The 16516-nt window shown below is 41.7% G+C and carries 17 protein-coding genes; 2 read left to right on the top strand and 15 right to left on the bottom strand.

Going from position 1 to position 16516, the window contains the following annotated elements; all coding sequences use genetic code 11:
• Nucleotides 1-8 precede the first annotated feature (8 nt).
• The gene (locus NYR53_RS16305; protein WP_261306096.1) at nt 9-1019 is read right to left on the bottom strand and encodes a 2-oxoacid:acceptor oxidoreductase family protein; all 1011 of its coding nucleotides are present in this window, start codon (nt 1017-1019) and stop codon (nt 9-11) included.
• A gap of 113 nt (nt 1020-1132) precedes the next feature.
• A complete protein-coding gene (locus NYR53_RS16300) occupies nt 1133-1309 on the bottom strand; it encodes a hypothetical protein (protein WP_261306095.1) in 177 nt (58 codons plus the stop codon).
• A 261-nt stretch (nt 1310-1570) separates the two neighbouring features.
• Between NYR53_RS16300 and NYR53_RS16295 the strand changes: the two genes are divergently transcribed.
• Nucleotides 1571-2770, top strand: a complete 1200-nt coding sequence (locus NYR53_RS16295) for an ATP-binding protein (RefSeq protein ID WP_261306094.1) — start codon at nt 1571-1573, stop codon at nt 2768-2770.
• 90 nt (nt 2771-2860) lie between these two features.
• Complete coding sequence (locus tag NYR53_RS16290; protein ID WP_261306093.1) at nt 2861-3259, top strand: hypothetical protein; 399 nt, start codon at nt 2861-2863, stop codon at nt 3257-3259.
• Between the two features lie 83 nt (nt 3260-3342).
• Here the strand turns inward: NYR53_RS16290 and NYR53_RS16285 are convergent, their stop codons facing one another.
• The 13 genes from NYR53_RS16285 to recA all read right to left on the bottom strand — a co-directional run bounded on the left by NYR53_RS16285 (nt 3343) and on the right by recA (nt 16404).
• Nucleotides 3343-3825, bottom strand: a complete 483-nt coding sequence (locus tag NYR53_RS16285; protein ID WP_261306092.1) for a low molecular weight protein-tyrosine-phosphatase — start codon at nt 3823-3825, stop codon at nt 3343-3345.
• Nucleotides 3822-4610, bottom strand: a complete 789-nt coding sequence (locus NYR53_RS16280; protein WP_367618652.1) for a phosphonate ABC transporter ATP-binding protein — start codon at nt 4608-4610, stop codon at nt 3822-3824. Before NYR53_RS16280 ends, NYR53_RS16285 begins: the two co-directional genes overlap by 4 nt.
• A 92-nt stretch (nt 4611-4702) precedes the next feature.
• Nucleotides 4703-5092, bottom strand: coding sequence for a YlbF/YmcA family competence regulator (locus NYR53_RS16275; RefSeq protein ID WP_261306393.1), 390 nt, complete (start codon nt 5090-5092; stop codon nt 4703-4705).
• 109 nt (nt 5093-5201) lie between these two features.
• On the bottom strand, nt 5202-6683 hold the full coding sequence (gene miaB, locus NYR53_RS16270; RefSeq protein ID WP_261306091.1) for a tRNA (N6-isopentenyl adenosine(37)-C2)-methylthiotransferase MiaB: 1482 nt from the start codon (nt 6681-6683) through the stop codon (nt 5202-5204).
• Nucleotides 6684-6835: 152 nt separating this feature from the next.
• The gene (pduL, locus tag NYR53_RS16265; RefSeq protein WP_261306090.1) at nt 6836-7405 is read right to left on the bottom strand and encodes a phosphate propanoyltransferase; all 570 of its coding nucleotides are present in this window, start codon (nt 7403-7405) and stop codon (nt 6836-6838) included.
• Between the two features lie 95 nt (nt 7406-7500).
• Nucleotides 7501-8367 carry a 2-oxoacid:ferredoxin oxidoreductase subunit beta gene (locus NYR53_RS16260; RefSeq protein ID WP_057301495.1) on the bottom strand — a complete coding sequence of 289 codons (867 nt, stop codon included), beginning with the start codon at nt 8365-8367 and terminating at the stop codon, nt 7501-7503.
• On the bottom strand, nt 8355-10103 hold the full coding sequence (locus tag NYR53_RS16255; RefSeq protein ID WP_261306089.1) for a 2-oxoacid:acceptor oxidoreductase subunit alpha: 1749 nt from the start codon (nt 10101-10103) through the stop codon (nt 8355-8357). Before NYR53_RS16255 ends, NYR53_RS16260 begins: the two co-directional genes overlap by 13 nt.
• Nucleotides 10104-10308: 205 nt before the next feature.
• Nucleotides 10309-11250: a dipeptidase gene (locus tag NYR53_RS16250; RefSeq protein ID WP_261306088.1), complete on the bottom strand. Its 942-nt coding sequence runs from the start codon at nt 11248-11250 to the stop codon at nt 10309-10311.
• 125 nt (nt 11251-11375) lie between these two features.
• Nucleotides 11376-11636: a stage V sporulation protein S gene (locus NYR53_RS16245; RefSeq protein WP_028558349.1), complete on the bottom strand. Its 261-nt coding sequence runs from the start codon at nt 11634-11636 to the stop codon at nt 11376-11378.
• Between the two features lie 114 nt (nt 11637-11750).
• Nucleotides 11751-12545 carry a TIGR00282 family metallophosphoesterase gene (locus NYR53_RS16240; RefSeq protein ID WP_261306087.1) on the bottom strand — a complete coding sequence of 265 codons (795 nt, stop codon included), beginning with the start codon at nt 12543-12545 and terminating at the stop codon, nt 11751-11753.
• A 117-nt stretch (nt 12546-12662) separates the two neighbouring features.
• Entirely contained in the window at nt 12663-14204 is a 1542-nt protein-coding gene (gene rny, locus NYR53_RS16235) for a ribonuclease Y (RefSeq protein ID WP_261306086.1), read from the bottom strand.
• Between the two features lie 385 nt (nt 14205-14589).
• On the bottom strand, nt 14590-15282 hold the full coding sequence (locus NYR53_RS16230; protein ID WP_261306085.1) for a regulatory protein RecX: 693 nt from the start codon (nt 15280-15282) through the stop codon (nt 14590-14592).
• A 78-nt stretch (nt 15283-15360) separates the two neighbouring features.
• Nucleotides 15361-16404 carry a recombinase RecA gene (gene recA / locus NYR53_RS16225; RefSeq protein WP_290428999.1) on the bottom strand — a complete coding sequence of 348 codons (1044 nt, stop codon included), beginning with the start codon at nt 16402-16404 and terminating at the stop codon, nt 15361-15363.
• Nucleotides 16405-16516: the final 112 nt, after the last annotated feature.

The raw sequence follows: 16516 nt of genomic DNA, 5'->3' as shown, positions 1-16516 counted from the left end.
AATTCTCTCTAAGAGTTTACAGCTAGATTGAAACGATGCGGCATGCGATGTAAGTCCGCATAACCATCTTCTTCCCGCTCATTAGTGAGCGCTTCGGTCGGACAAGCCTGTACACATTTAAGGCAGCCTTTGCAATATTGATAGTCGATTCCCTGTAAGAACATTTGAGGCCGCCCTTTCTTGTCAGGGAGTTCATCCCAAACGAAACAGAAATCCGGACAAACATTATCGCAGGAAGCACAGTGAATACATTTATCTTCATGGAAATGCGGCATCATCCCCGCACGTGAAATGCTTAAATCTTTTAGAATGCTGTTCCCAGGATTTGTTATAACGCCTCCAATGGATTGCGTTTCAAAGCCAAGTACTGGCGTATCGAAACGAACGAAATCGGGCATCGTCTCCCCTTCTGGAAGCGCATACGTTTGGAACTTAACTTCATTGTAACCGCGGTCAAACGTTCGTAAGGCGGGTGCAACAGCAAGCGGATATTTCTTTTCTAACGATTTACGAATAACGCCTCTCATGACTTCGGGATCAAGAAAATCACACAACCGGAACAGCGCGCCAAGCATTGCCATATTCACACGGTTCTTCTCTTCTAGCGAGATTCCAATCGCATCGATAACGGCAATGGTACCGCCCCGGAGCTTCATCTTTTCCTTCAACTCATCCGGCGTTTTTGTCGAATTTACAAGTACTGTACTATCTTCGTAGATGCCACTGATAACGTTTACAGTTTTGGAAAGCGACTCGTGAAAAACACCCACAACATGCGGTCGTTCAACCGGTGAAGTATCTCGAATTCTCGTATCCATGTCACAAAACCTAATATGTGCTTTGACTGCCGAACCTTTCTTCTCAGAACCATAGGAAGAAAAGCTAACTCCGTTCAACCCCACCCCTACGACTCCCGCTTCCGCCAGCATCTTACCCGCTAGATTAGCGCCGAGTCCACCGATGGATTCCAGTCTAATCTCAAAAAAACCGAGATCGTTCAATTTAGGTAAAGTTACCATGCCAGGTCTCCTTTCAAAAATGAACTGCATAAAGAATGAATAGTATGAATAGTGAATCTACTCTCATTGTAACAAGAAATCTCTGGTAATCAACCTTTTTTTGAAAGGTCCATTCATAGCAAATAATCGATGATGAGGCCGCACCCTCCCAAATAGTAACTTCTCGGTCCTGTATGCTCGTCTTGAGTAGAATTATCTTTCTCAGCATCCTCACAATCCTCACATACGTCCACATAATCTTCATCAATCGGATTAAAGACAACACCGCAAACCTGTGAGCACGCCCGCATTCTCATCTCTCCTTGTTTGCCAAGCAACTGGGATTGTAAACGCTTGCATCGTCGTGTTCCTTTATTATACCGCGGTTTATAGGAATAACACCATAAGTCTTTATCAAATCTTTAGCATTCGAAATGCCCTGTTTCCCTTGATTAGGTCAGTTTTTGTGAGATAATGTAGAAATAAATAAGATACTGTCGGACAGCGGAAAGGATGGCATTCATTTGTTCCATTCAATCATTTCCAATGAACTACATGGTCTCTTCTACATCATGAGTGCTATATTAATCCATCTAGTTCTTACCCCAATTTTCATTTACAAAGAATATCAGCGTAAATCTCTATTCGCAATTATTTTAATCGTACTCATCTTTTTGTATTGGAAATTTGAAGACATTGATCCTTTAATTTATTCCCTCCATTTATTTCCGATCAGCTTGATTGCTGTGCTTCTGTATGTCGGCTTCATACCAGCTTTTATAACCTGTACCTTATTTATTATAGGCTGTATGGTCGTCCTGAATTACTACTGGCAACCCGCTTTAATAAGCAGTGCAGTTATATTATTAGTTGGATTTTTCATCAGAAATACGATAAGTCAACCAACACTCAGGATGAAATTAAAATATGCAACGGGTATGCTGCTCGTGTACGAAGTATTGTATGCGCTTCTAGCGCTACACATACAATCTCATATTACCTTGTATGCTGTATACACCGTAATTTTTTCCTTTTTCTCACTTTGGATGATTACATACTTACAATTTTTTGTGGAAAAGCATGAGATTCACAAACAGAGACTTGTCGCGTTGGAAAAAGATCGAATGCTCGGCCAGTTTGCAGCCACCATTTCTCATGAAATACGTAATCCTCTCACATCAACAAGAGGCTTTCTTCAATTACTGGATCAGAAAGAGCTTTCCTTCATTGATCACAAACGATATGTCGACCTCGCATTGTCAGGTGTAGATCAGGCGAACGCCATCCTCGGTGATTACTTAAACTATGCCAAGCCATATTCTAACTTGCAGGAACAATTAGAACTCAAAGAAGAGATAGAAGCCATGCTCCGTTTCATCACGCCTTTTGCTGCAGATCACCAGGTTGCTATCCATACTAGTCATCAAAATGAAGAACCCCTTTACATCTTAGGTGAATCCAAGAAGCTGCGCCAATGCTTGATGAATCTGGTTAAAAATGCGATTGAGTCCATGCCTAACGGCGGTAAAATTTCATTAAGCACCTGTAAGCTGCCTAATGCTGTACAAATTTCTATTTCTGACACTGGCGTTGGAATGAGTAAGCAGCAATTAAATTCACTCGGAATGCCATTTTACACGACCAAAGAACAAGGAACTGGACTTGGGCTTGTCGTGGTCATGAGTATTATCAAAATGATGAACGGAAAAATCTCCTTCTCCAGTCATTTGAACCAAGGCACCCAATGCTCCATTTTATTTCAGCAAAAGTGAGCACCCAGCACCCTCCATTAACAACCTTGATGATCTGTGCTATTCTGTTAAGACAAGCGATCACAATGACTGGTCAGGAGGGCCTTTGCTATGAATTCAGATTTCATTCCGATTAAATCACTTGAGGGTGACTTGAAAATGTCGCATAAGAAGAGGGATTTCGGTCTTACCGTCTCATCCAAAGAGTTGATCCTTCACAAACCTCACATTAATTATTATTTCAAGTTGGAACATATAATTAGCATTCTTCCATACGATAAATCTGCTCTCAAAGCTGTTACCTTCGTTAACTTGAGGTCAGCCAATCAAGAATTCACACATGTTGCTCCGGGTTCTGATTACTTCCGCATTTATGTCCAAGCAGCAACCGTCCATAATCGCAGCGGGCTGTTCGAAATAGGGCCAACCGATATCATCATTCCCATCCATCCGAGTATGCTCAAAGTCATTTCTGAATATATGCAGCGTGTCGGCTTAACCATATTTTAGAACTCCCCCACAACGAAAAAGCAAGGGTGAAAAGAAAAAAAATCTTTTCTTACCCTTGCTTTTTTATTTCCTAAGAGGTCATCTTACAGATTTTCTTTCTCGACAATAAAGGCTAGTAAACGTTCGCAGCTCTCTTCTACCATCTCGTACACTTCTTGAAAATTACCCGTGTAATAGGGGTCCGGAACATCTTTATTAACGCGATCAGGAGCAAAATCCAGCAATTTATGAATGGCAGCTCGTTTCTCACCTTCTACTAAAGCAGGAGCAAACGATGCCAGATTTGTTACATTACTCTCATCCATCGCAATGATATATGTATATTGTACAAAGTCATCGGATCTAACTTGCCTTGCCTTTAGACCCTCATGATTAATTTGATGCTGATCCAATATGTCCCTAGTTCCTTGATGTGGAGGATGCCCAATGTGCCAATCACCGGTTCCGGCAGAATCAATAGCAATTACAGCATCGAGACCCGCCTTTTTGACCTGGTGACGAAAGACCGCTTCAGCCATGGGAGAACGGCATATATTTCCTAAGCAAACGAATAAGACCTGGATCATACTTCACCAAAGATGAGCTTTTTTTCACGCATAGTGAGCGACCTAGCCGGAATATCCAGCACAATTTTACCTTCAGAGAGTCCCCAGATGCGAGTGGCATATCTCTCCGCAAGTTCAACTTGGTGCAGTGTAGCAATGACGCTCATATTCCGATCTTTGCAGAGCGATCTCAAATCCTGCAAGATATATTCGGTTGATTTCGGGTCAAGACCAGATACAGGTTCATCGGCTACAAGCACTTTTGGTCCAAGTATTAACGCTTTAGCAATAGCAACACGCTGCTGCTCACCACCGCTTAACTGACCAACCTTCTTATCTCCCTTATCAAGCAAACCCACTTTTTCTAAATAATCCATGCTGTCCACATGTTCATCTCTTGAAGTCATGCCAGTTAAAATTCGCAGAGGTGTTTGATAGACACGCCCCATCATGACGTTCTTGACAGCGCTTTTATTTCGATTCAAAGCAGGCTTTTCTTCAAGAAATGCGAAATCTCTACCTAGTTTGAAACGTTCCAATGGACCAGGCTTTGATATATCAATAGAGTTATAGATCAACTGCCCACTTGTCCATTTCTCTTGATGACTGATGCAGCGCAGTAACGTGGTTTTCCCGCTTCCACTGCCCCCAATAACCGCAATGAATTCGCCCTCATCAACTTGAAAGCTCACTTGCGAAAGTACCTGATTGTCCGGAGGATATACTTTACTTAAATTACGAACTGTAAGCATGACAATGTCTCCTTCGAGTAAGTCTTCTTCCGTCTTTCCGATAGAAAGACTCATTTCATAAATTGTCCTTTTGGGAAAAAATCGCCACTCATTTCAAGCAATAGCCTGATTAGAGGGCGATTTTCTAATTCCCAAAGAAGGTTATCTTAATCGCAAGATGTCGGAGCTTCCGCCGTACCTGCTTCTACATTAATTTTATCGGAAATCGTGTCACGAATGACCGACATAACAAGCTGCAATAAATAGTTGATGTCCTCTTGTGTTTGCTTAAATTCATTCACAATCGGAATCTCGTCTAATTGGTCCTGCAGCACTTCAATCTCATTCTCAATTTTCTCGATCATTTTAGCATTCTGGAAAGTCTCGAAAGCAACGATTTCCTTCTGTTTCTTTTTGATCGCACTAATGAGTACTTGGATATCAGGATTCGTAGCGATTTGCTTTTCAGCCTTTTGATAAAACTGTACCTCATTTGAAGTCGTTAACAAATCAGCCAATTCCTTGGCTTTGGTTAAAATATCTTCGCGGACGATCATTTCCGTATTTGTAAACTCCTCTACTTTAAAAGCATGAGGCTCATTATCGTTATGTTTATGATCACATTGGGACACTTCAAAACACGCTCCTATCTATTTCAGCTTCAAATTAAATGGACATTTTCATGGGTTTATGAACAATCTCACCCTTCAAAATCCAAGTTTGTGCATGCGTCACTTCCACTTCAACCATTTGACCAATTAAAGACTTATCGCCTGTAAAATGGATCAATTTATTCGTCCGCGTGCGACCTGCTAGCACATCAGCGTTATTCTTGCTTTCGCCTTCAACCAATACCTCAACGGTCTGACCTAACAAGCTCTCGTTGCTCGCTTTACTGTGTTTATTTACTAGTTCATTCAAACGATAAAGTCGTTGTTTTTTTACTTCCATCGGTACATTGTCTTCCATATCGGCAGCAGGCGTACCTTCTCGCGGCGAATAAATGAATGTAAACGCGAAATCGAAGCCCACTTCCTCATAAAGGGACATGGTCTCATTGAACTGCTCATCCGTTTCACCTGGAAAACCAACAATAATATCTGTTGTCAGAACGACATCAGGCATCGTATCTTTAATTTTGCGGGCCAGCTGTAAATAATGATCTCTGGAATACTTTCTGCTCATTCTTTTCAGAACCTCGGTATTACCCGATTGAACAGGCAGATGAATATGCTCAACAAGATTACCGCGTTTACCTAGAACTTCAATCAAGCGATCATCAAAATCTCTTGGATGCGAAGTCGTAAAGCGAATACGCGGCACATCAATTTTACGAATATCGTCCATCAAATCAGCGAATGAATACGTAATATCCTCAAAATCTTTACCATAAGCATTGACATTCTGTCCAAGCAGCGTAATTTCCTGAAACCCTTGCCGAGCCAAGTCTCTAACTTCAGCAAGCACGTCCTGTGGTCGGCGACTTCTCTCTTTACCTCGCGTATAAGGAACTATACAGTAAGTACAGAACTTATCGCAGCCGAACATAATATTCACCCAAGCACGGATACCTTCACGCTTTTTGGGTAAATTCTCAACGATATCGCCTTCTTTGGACCATACCTCAACGACCATTTCTTTGTTATAAAAGGCATCCTTCAAAAGGGATGGAAGTCGATGAATATTGTGCGTACCGAATATCAAATCTACAAAAGCATGCTTTTGCATAATTCGATTCACGACCGCTTCTTCCTGCGACATACAACCACAAACCCCCAGAACAAGGCCTGGTTTCTGTGCTTTCAGTGCCTTTAAATGGCCAAGTTCACCGAACACCTTGTCTTCTGCATTCTCCCGAATTGCACAAGTGTTGAGCAGAATAACATCTGCTTGGTACTTGTCCTCTGTCGGTTGATAGCCCATTTGCTCGAGTAAACCCTTCATTACTTCTGTATCATGCTCATTCATCTGACATCCGTAAGTGCGAATCAAATAATATTTATCTTTGCCGAACTCCTGCATGTCCTCAGGAATGGTGAAGTCATAGTGTACGGCGATCTCTTCTTTTCCGCGCTTCTTTGCATCTGTCAGTGAAGGAGGCTGAAAATATTGGGAATAATCCTTGTCGGATTTCTCTTGGTTAGCCAATTTCTTTCCTCCTAAGAGTTTTCGTAGAAAACTTTCTTCGTAAGCGTTAACTGAGTTTTGCTATAGTAAACTGACGCAACTTTTATTATAGCATCACATGCCTATATAGTACAAAAAGAAATTAACATATATATGAATATTTACTTACAAAACTAATCAATAAGTTCAGCCAAATCGCCAGTTTTCACCCCAGCAGCATTTCCTTCATCCGTGTCAATATGCATGTCTAATGCATATTGATCAGATACACGCGCGATGACATTCTCGAAAATTAATGGTCGTTCTCCCTTCACTTTGACACGCAGAAGCTGTTTATCTTGAATGCCCCATTTCACAGCATCCGAAGTATGGAAGTGAATATGCCTAGCCGCGACAATTACGCCTTGCTCTAGATCGATCTCGCCTTTTGGACCAATGACTCGGAGCCCAGGAGTATGTTCAATGTGTCCGGATTCACGTACTGGCGGGTTTATCCCCAATGAAAAAGCATCCGTTCGTGATATTTCAATTTGTGTACTCGGACGAGCAGGTCCAAGAATACGTACTTTCTCAATCTTCCCTTTGGGTCCAACAATCGTGACCATTTCTTGGGCTGCAAATTGTCCTGGTTGTGAGAGATCTTTAAACGTCGTCAATTCATATCCCTGACCAAATAAAATGTCAATATGAGCTGGAGATAGATGTATATGTCTTGCTGAAACCCCTACCGGGACTGTTTTCATAGAATCCATCCTTTAACTTTTGTGATAGTAGACAGTATTGCCGCTCAGCAAAAAAGGCATACGGAAAATCTCCATATGCCTTCAAGATATAACTATTATTTGAATTCAGTAAGCATTTTGCTGAAATCAGCTTCTGAAAGCTTAAGGTCTTGTTTTGAAAGCCCTTCTTTAGCAAAGCTTGGAATGGAATCTTCATAGCTCTTTTTCTCTTTGTTTTGATAGATGATACCCGTCAACATGGAGTTTGTTTCCATGATTTTGGTCATTGCCATCACACGGTTTGTATAATCATAATCAGGAATTTCATCCAGATCCACGATATTCTCTTTAAACCAGTCATACGTATTTACTTTATTGAAAGTTACGCATGGGCTAAATACGTTAATCAAAGAGAAACCTTTGTGATTCAAACCAGCTTCGATAACAGCCGTTAACTGTTTCAAGTTACTGGAGAACGATTGAGCTACGAAAGAAGCACCTGCAGCCATTGCAACTTCTAAAGGAGAGATTGCTGACTCAATTGTACCGGATGGAACGCTTTTCGTTTTGAAACCTTCGGCACTACGTGGGGAAGCTTGACCTTTCGTCAAACCGTAGATTTGGTTATCCATAACGATATACGTTACATCAATGTTACGACGAATCGCATGTACAGTATGTCCCATACCGATTGCGAAGCCGTCGCCGTCACCGCCTGAAGCGATAACTGTCAAATCGCGGTTAGCCATTTTCACACCTTGTGCGATTGGCAAAGATCTACCGTGAATACCGTGGAAACCATAAGCATTGATATAACCAGAGATACGACCGGAACAGCCGATACCAGATACGATTGCTAAACCTTCAGGCTCTAAACCAACATTAGCTGCTGCACGCTGAATTGCCGCTTGAACGGAGAAGTCTCCGCAACCTGGACACCAGTTAGGCTTTACATTGTTACGAAAGTCTTTTAATGTTGCCATGCTAAAGTCAACTCCTTACATTTTTGTTCAATTTCTGCCGGCAAGAATGGGTTACCGTTGTATTTAAGAACGTTTTTAATTTTATCTGCATGACCAACATGCAGTTTAATTTGATCTGCCAATTGTCCAGTTGCGTTGTTTTCAACAACGATAACTGTTTTCGCTTTTTCAACAAGAGGTCTCAGCTGCTCTGCAGGGAACGGATGAATCAAACGCACAGTAGCGTGATTTGTTTTAATTCCTTCCAGTTCAACGCGGCTTCTTGCTTCATCGATCGTTCCACCCGTGGAACCCATTCCGATAATCAGAAGATCTGGATTCTCATGAGGAGCGTCGAATTTAATGGCATCTGTAACTTGAATGTGTTTTAGCTTCTCAAGACGCTTATCCATCATACGTTGACGGTTTTCAGTGCTTTCCGATGGACGACCTGTTTGGTCATGTTCAACACCTGTAACATGGTGAATACCATTCTTCACGCCTGGAATCACACGTGGTGAAACACCGCTCTCAGTGAACTCATAGCGTTTGAACAATTGATTCGCTTCTTGCTCAGGAGCTTCTGATACAAGTGCTCCGCGGTCAATCACAATGCGGTTGTAATCTAGCATTTCTGCGGATTGTTTACCCAAGGAAAGCTGTAGGTCCGTCATCAGAATGACTGGAACTTGATATTTCTCAGCAAGATTGAAAGCTTCAATTGTATCGTAGAAGCACTCTTCAATCGTGCTTGGGGATAGAACGATTTTCGGGATTTCACCGTGTGTACCGTAAACCATTGCGTTCAAGTCGGATTGCTCTTGTTTCGTTGGAAGACCCGTACTTGGACCACCACGTTGTGTATCTACGATAACAACAGGCGTTTCAGTCATACCAGCAAGGCCAATGGCTTCCATCATCAATGATAGACCAGGACCTGCAGAAGCAGTTAGTGCACGAGCTCCAGCGTAGTTAGCGCCGATAGCCATTGTACATGCTGCAATTTCATCTTCGGTTTGGATAACCGTTCCACCCAATTTAGGAAGTGCTTTTTGCAAGTATTCCATAACTTCAGATGCTGGTGTAATTGGATAAGCTGGCATAAAGCGGCAACCTGCTGCTACAGCTCCAAGAGCGATTGCATCGTTACCGATCATGAACAATTTTTGGTTGCCGTCAGCTGGTTCCAATTGGAAGTCAGCAATAGGTCCACCGGCTAATTCTAGAACGGATTCTGCACCCTTACGAACAGCTTCAATATTTTTTTCTACCACAGCTGCGCCTTTACGGCCAAATTCTTCTTCAACAGCTTTATTAAACACGTCAAGCGGCAAACCGAGCAATGCCCATGAAGCGCCTGATGCGGCCATGTTCTTAAATAAGGAAGTTCCTAGCTCTTCTGCAATCGCTGTAATTGGAACTGGAAACAACCGTGCTTTAATTCCTTCTGGTAAAACGGGGTTAAACTTAGCATCTGCAACGATAACACCGTTATCACGAAGTTCGTGTGCATTAAAATCGATACTTTCTTGGTCGAAAGCGACCAAAATGTCCAAATCGTCTGAAATTGCGCGAATCGGTTTAGTGCTGATGCGAATCTTGTTATTTGTATGTCCCCCCTTAATCCGCGAAGAGAAATGACGGTACCCATACAAATAGTAACCGAGACGGTTCAATGCAGTAGAGAAAATGCGGTCTGTACTTTCGACCCCTTCACCCTGCTGACCTCCGATTTTCCAAGATAACTGACTAATCACCGTACGTCCACTCCTTTTGATTGTAGCTGCATGAAGACCTCAAAAAGCTAATTTGTAGAAATTAAAGATGATGCTATAAAAAATTTCTTTCACTTGTCAAACAAATTCTATGCCTTTACAGAGCAAATTGCAAGGGGTTTAAACGATTCTAAAACATAGAGTTTTTAGATCGAATCCATATCAATATTAGAATGATTCATAACTTTCATTTCGGAAGATTGGTGACCATGAAATTCCGCCAATTTCCGTACAGGAATGCCTCCACTTGTGATTCGTTATAGTTTTTACATAAAGCTTCTATTATATTTCCGTATTGACCGACATGTCTCAAACCTTTCATCCATTGCTCTATCCCATCAAAATCCGATCCAAAGCCAATATGCCTTTCCCCACCCAATGAACAAACATGATCAATGTGCTTCAACAGTGCCGTAATGGGAACAGCTAAATTAGTGCTATCCACAAAGTAGGGAACAAACGTAATCCCGATCTGTCCTTGACACTGGATGATAGCTTTGATTTGATCGTCTGATAAATTTCTTGGATGAGGACAAACTTTTTGAGCGTTCGAATGGGATGCAATGAATGGTTTCGCATACACCTCAACCAATTCCCAGAACGCTGCTACCGATAAATGTGATACATCTGCTATTATGCCCATACTTTCTAATTCTTTTAACATCAGCTTGCCTTTTCGTGTAAAACCACTTTTACGCGGCTCCATAACACCATCTGCAGCCCAATTTGCATAGTTCCAAGTCAAACCAATACTTCTAACCCCAAGGTGATGAAGAATCCTTAAATGTGTCATGTTACCTGCTAAAGCATCTAAACCTTCAAGAGTGAGAATAGCTCCAATCTGTTCCCCTGCTTCAACAGCACGCCAGTCTTCTACATTTTGAATAAATTTCATTCCTGGATGACGAATAATCTTTCGGTGAAATAGATCAACCATTTGCAAAATATGTTCGAATGTAGGCTGCTGAATAGAGTCCGATAAGTAGATAGCAAAACACTGAACTTTTACTCCCGCTTGCTTAAGCCTTGGATAATTAACATCCAACTCCTGTTCTTCCTTATCGAAATCCAGCTTGGGGTTCATATACAGTTTCGTAAGCGCATCGCAGTGACCATCCATTATTCTCATCTTTACTGCCTCCTATACACCATCTTCTAGACAACACAAAAACCCCTAAGCAGAGGTTTGATAGGCATTGTGAAAAACCTGTCTACTAGGTAAACAGGCTAGGTATTTAGTATGGTACGGTTTAATTACCTTGGCTCAACAATAAGTTTAATGGCCGTCCGATCTTCCCCGTCAATCACGATATCTGTGAAGGCTGGTACACAAATTAAGTCAACTCCACTGGGCGCCACAAATCCTCTTGCGATAGCTACTGCTTTGATGGCTTGGTTTAAGGCGCCTGCACCTATAGCTTGGAGCTCAGCAGCTCCACGCTCACGCAAGACACCCGCCAATGCACCTGCTACGGAGTTTGGATTGGATTTTGCTGAAACTTTTAATACATCCATGAATAGTACCTCCTCGGGAATGATGGATAGATTCCATTACCCATCATATTCTCAAGGTTTAACAAACATGCTATCGTATTCAATTTAAATATTCGCAATAGTTAGAATTATCTGCTAATCCATGAATACTTGATCTTCATCATAACGGATAAGGTTAATTCCTTTTGCCAAACCGGTCTGATCGTTCAATTCAATCACGACCGCATGGAAATGCCATTTGCCCTCGTCGGTTACGAATCGAACCGGAAGCTGGGTTTTGAACTTTTGCAGTACAGCATTACGTTCAACGCCAAGAATACCATCACGAGGCCCTACCATCCCTACATCGGTTACATAAGCTGTTCCTTGCGGCAAAACACGGTTATCATTCGTTTGTACATGTGTATGTGTGCCGACAACTGCTGATACTTTTCCATCCAAATGCCAACCCATCGCAATTTTCTCAGAAGTTGCTTCCGCATGGAAATCAACAAATACAAATTTATGTTTTTTCTTATCAGCTTCAATAATTTCATCCACTTTACGAAATGGGCAATCAATCGGCGGTAAGAATGTGCGACCCTGTAAATTAATAATCAGTAATTCCTGATCCTTGACCTTAATAACCGTATGTCCTCTACCCGGTGTTCCTGGAGGAAAATTAGCGGGTCGAACCATCTTCTCGTCACGATCAATGAAATCAAAAATCTCTTTTTGGTCCCACGTATGATTACCCATTGTTAGAGCCTGTATGCCCATCTCATAGATTTCCTTAGCAATAGCCGCTGTAATACCTTTCCCTGCGGCAGCATTCTCACCATTCGCAATGAACACTGCGTGAGGGTGAGCTTGTTTTAATCTAGGCATCATATTTTTTAACGCTTTTCTTCCAACAGATCCTACAATATCGCCAATAAATACAATTTTCATAACAATTTTATAGCTCCTTTATAAACCATAGATGCAAAGACAAGCAATTGATGTATTCAATGGCCAGCCTGAAAATAAGGAAAAGTGGCTATATCAGCCACTTTTCGCATTGGTATCTTATTTAGCGTATTCAACAGCTCTTGTTTCACGAATGACCGTAACCTTAATATGTCCTGGATAATCGAGTTCACCCTCGATTTTCTTCGTAATATCACGGGCTAGTCGGAACGCTTCGGTATCATCCACTTTCTCCGGTTGAACCATTACGCGTACTTCGCGACCTGCTTGAATGGCGTATGATTTCTCAACACCTTCGAAGGACTCCGAAATCTCTTCAAGCTTCTCCAGACGTTTAATATACGTTTCAAGCGTCTCTCTGCGTGCTCCAGGTCTTGCTGCGGATAAAGCATCTGCAGCTCCTACTAACATCGCAATAACAGAGGTTGCTTCCACGTCACCGTGATGCGAAGCAATACTATTAATAACGACTGGATGCTCCTTGTACTTCTTACCAATCTCAACACCGATTTCCACATGAGATCCTTCAACCTCGTGATCTAGCGCCTTACCGATGTCATGAAGCAGCCCGGCACGTTTCGCCAAAGTTACGTCTACCCCGAGCTCCCCGGCCATCAGACCAGCCAGATAAGCTACTTCCATGGAATGTTTCAACACGTTTTGACCGTAACTTGTTCTGAATTTCAAGCGACCCAAAATTTTGATCAAGTCAGGATGCAATCCGTGTACACCTACCTCAAACGTGGCTTGCTCCCCATACTCGCGAATACGTTCGTCCACTTCTTTACGGGATTTCTCAACCATCTCTTCAATGCGTGCTGGATGAATTCGTCCATCAGCAACAAGCTTTTCTAAAGATGTACGAGCAATTTCGCGTCGGATTGGATCAAATCCTGATAAAATAACCGCTTCTGGCGTATCATCAATAATAAGGTCAATACCCGTCAATGTTTCCAGAGCGCGAATATTACGTCCTTCACGACCGATGATTCGGCCTTTCATTTCTTCATTTGGCAGTGAAACAACTGAAACGGTTGTTTCAGCAACGTGATCAGCAGCACAACGTTGAATGGCGAGCGTGATGATTTCACGGGCTTTCTTATCGCCTTCTTCTTTGGCCTGCTGTTCGATTTCTTTAATAAGCTGTGCGGTTTCGTGACGAACTTCCTGTTCTACATTTGTAAGAATGATACTCTTCGCTTCATCCATTGTAAGACCAGAAATTCGCTCTAACTCCGAAACTTGGCTTTTATAAAGCTGATCAATTTGTGATTGTGTATCCTCGATCCGCTTCTCTTTGTTGGCAACTTGCTCTTCTTTACGCTCGAGAGATTCTAATTTTTTATCCAGCGATTCCTCTTTTTGCAACAATCGTCTTTCTTGTCGTTGAATTTCATTTCGACGTTCACGAATGTCTTTTTCAGCTTCGGACCTCAGTTTGTGCACTTCGTCCTTTGCTTCCAGAACCGTTTCTTTTTTCAGTGCTTCTGCTTCCTTCTTGGCAGATTCTCTAATCTGTTCAGCGGCTGTTTCAGCACTGGAAATTTTCGCTTCTGCAAGAGATTTACGGATAAAATAACCAATCCCTAAGCATGCAGCTCCAACAATGAGAATGATCGCGATCCAGATGACTGGCATCATCTTGTTCACCTCCTCGTTGGTTTCTCCAAGGTGTTAGCCTGGGATTCCCTTCGGTTTTTTAATCCGATTTTTAATTGTTTGACTAGTCATACATACCCTGCTTAATTAAGAGTATGGCTTTTAAATGAATGCGCACCGTGCGTTAGAGGCACTATAGTGCTAATAATCCATAATCAACAGTGTAAAAATTGGCGGTTTCTACATCTGTCCCCTCAAAATCAATGAAATGAGTATGATTTTGAATACATTATGAAAATATACACTGTTATTTTATCTTTTGTCGAAGAAGCTTGTCAAGCGAATGTCCCTGAGAAGAAGGAATAACTATTTCCAGCCCTCAACAATGTTTAATGTCATTAACTAATTAAATATATAATTAATGGCATTAATAATCAAGCGAGTCATCTGAGATTTCGAATTCCTCATCACTCGATTCACTGCTTAATACCCCCAAAACCTTGTTAACAATAGAGCCTGTATAGCCTCTCCGCATAAGAAAAGCTCCCGTCTTTCTTTTACGATCCATGGTCTTTCCTGAGGTTTGCTTCCATTTCGTTTGCCCCAACCTCATTGCCCCCGCAAACTCGTCTTCAGGATCGATAGTTTCCATGGCATTTTTGACCAATTCTTTATCGATGCCTTTTTGTTGAAGCTCTTGTCGTACGAGATTCCGACCTTTTCGCTGCGAAATAATGCGATTATCTGTCCACATTTTCGCAAATTCCTCATCATTAATATAATTTTGCTGGACTAACTTCTCACATGCCCATGTAATAATAGACATTTCGAAGCCTTTCTCTTTCAGCTTACGTTTTACTTCACTTAATGAGTGTGGTCGTCTGCCTATCATGCTTACGGCCTTTATATATGCCATATTCTGTTCCTCATCAAGCGTTATACTTTCGATTTCTTGTAGCTGTATGGTTTCCCCTTTATTTAACCGATGCTTGATGAGAATGTCTTCATGAACGGAGAATGCATATTCTTCATTTAAAAATATATTATAGCGATGATTACCGCGCTTCTGTTTCTCAACCTTGGTGATGATTAACAATGGTTGTTGCTCTTCACTATTCAAAACTAACCAACTCCTTCTATGAAGAAAAGCACCTTAACACAAGGTTTAAGGTGCTTTCAAGTATGATTTATTGAAAAATTACTCGAAATCTGGTTCTAATTCATCATCTTCCTCGTCAACATTAGGAGCGACAACTTTAATTAAATTACTGTTCTCACGAATCCTTAATTCTATCGTTTCTGAAATACTTTTGTTCTCTTTCAAAAACTGCTTCGCATTCTCACGACCTTGACCAAGACGCTCACCTTCATATGAATACCAAGCTCCGCTTTTATTAACGATATCCATCTCTGTTCCGATATCAATAATACTTCCTTCGCGTGAAATTCCTTCACCGTACATAATATCCACTTCCGCTTGTTTAAACGGCGGAGCTACTTTATTCTTAACGACTTTAATTCTTGTGCGGTTACCAACCATATCATTCCCCTGTTTGATTGTCTCCACACGACGAACGTCTAGTCGAACTGATGAGTAGAACTTAAGTGCACGGCCACCAGGTGTTGTCTCTGGGTTACCAAACATAACGCCAACTTTCTCACGCAACTGGTTAATGAAAATCGCGATAACTTTGGACTTGTTGATCGCACCAGACAGCTTACGAAGTGCTTGGGACATCAAGCGAGCCTGAAGACCCACGTGAGAATCACCCATATCGCCTTCAATCTCTGCTTTAGGTACTAATGCCGCTACAGAGTCAATTACAATAATATCTACAGCACCACTTCGTACTAAAGCTTCAGCGATTTCAAGTGCTTGTTCACCGGTATCCGGTTGAGAGAGTAGAAGCTCATCTATATTAATACCAAGCTTGCTTGCATAAGAAGGATCCAATGCGTGCTCCGCATCGATAAAAGCTGCTTGTCCACCAGTCTTCTGTACTTCTGCGATAGCGTGTAGAGCTACCGTCGTTTTACCGGAAGACTCGGGTCCGTATACTTCTATAATTCTTCCACGTGGAAACCCACCTATACCAAGAGCGATATCAAGAGCAAGAGCTCCAGATGAAATCGTTTCAACTTGCATATGTGTAGATTCTCCAAGCTTCATGATGGAGCCTTTTCCGAACTGTTTCTCAATTTGACGTAAAGCATTATCAAGTGCTGCGCGACGATCTGACAAAACACTCACTTCCTTCTTCTATCATTATAGGTATATGATAACTTGTTTTCAGGTGTTTGCCAAGCATTTTTTCGAACATACATTCGACTTTTTAGCGAACAAACAAAAAACC

Source organism: Paenibacillus andongensis (genome assembly GCF_025369935.1).
GTDB lineage: Bacteria > Bacillota > Bacilli > Paenibacillales > NBRC-103111 > Paenibacillus_E > Paenibacillus_E andongensis.
This window is presented reverse-complemented; position numbering and strand designations above follow the sequence as displayed.

Bases quoted from the DNA above. Each gene is read 5' to 3' on its own strand.
- NYR53_RS16250 (WP_261306088.1), bottom strand. From the start codon at position 11,250: ATGAGAATAATGGATGGTCACTGCGATGCGCTTACGAAACTGTATATG.
- NYR53_RS16275 (WP_261306393.1), bottom strand. From the start codon at position 5,092: ATGATCGTCCGCGAAGATATTTTAACCAAAGCCAAGGAATTGGCTGAT.
- NYR53_RS16245 (WP_028558349.1), bottom strand. From the start codon at position 11,636: ATGGATGTATTAAAAGTTTCAGCAAAATCCAATCCAAACTCCGTAGCA.
- NYR53_RS16305 (WP_261306096.1), bottom strand. From the start codon at position 1,019: ATGGTAACTTTACCTAAATTGAACGATCTCGGTTTTTTTGAGATTAGA.
- NYR53_RS16260 (WP_057301495.1), bottom strand. From the start codon at position 8,367: ATGGCAACATTAAAAGACTTTCGTAACAATGTAAAGCCTAACTGGTGT.
- NYR53_RS16290 (WP_261306093.1), top strand. From the start codon at position 2,861: ATGAATTCAGATTTCATTCCGATTAAATCACTTGAGGGTGACTTGAAA.
- NYR53_RS16285 (WP_261306092.1), bottom strand. From the start codon at position 3,825: ATGATCCAGGTCTTATTCGTTTGCTTAGGAAATATATGCCGTTCTCCC.
- NYR53_RS16300 (WP_261306095.1), bottom strand. From the start codon at position 1,309: ATGCGGGCGTGCTCACAGGTTTGCGGTGTTGTCTTTAATCCGATTGAT.
- pduL (WP_261306090.1), bottom strand. From the start codon at position 7,405: ATGAAAACAGTCCCGGTAGGGGTTTCAGCAAGACATATACATCTATCT.
- rny (WP_261306086.1), bottom strand. From the start codon at position 14,204: ATGATGCCAGTCATCTGGATCGCGATCATTCTCATTGTTGGAGCTGCA.
- NYR53_RS16295 (WP_261306094.1), top strand. From the start codon at position 1,571: ATGAGTGCTATATTAATCCATCTAGTTCTTACCCCAATTTTCATTTAC.
- NYR53_RS16240 (WP_261306087.1), bottom strand. From the start codon at position 12,545: ATGAAAATTGTATTTATTGGCGATATTGTAGGATCTGTTGGAAGAAAA.
- NYR53_RS16280 (WP_367618652.1), bottom strand. From the start codon at position 4,610: ATGAGTCTTTCTATCGGAAAGACGGAAGAAGACTTACTCGAAGGAGAC.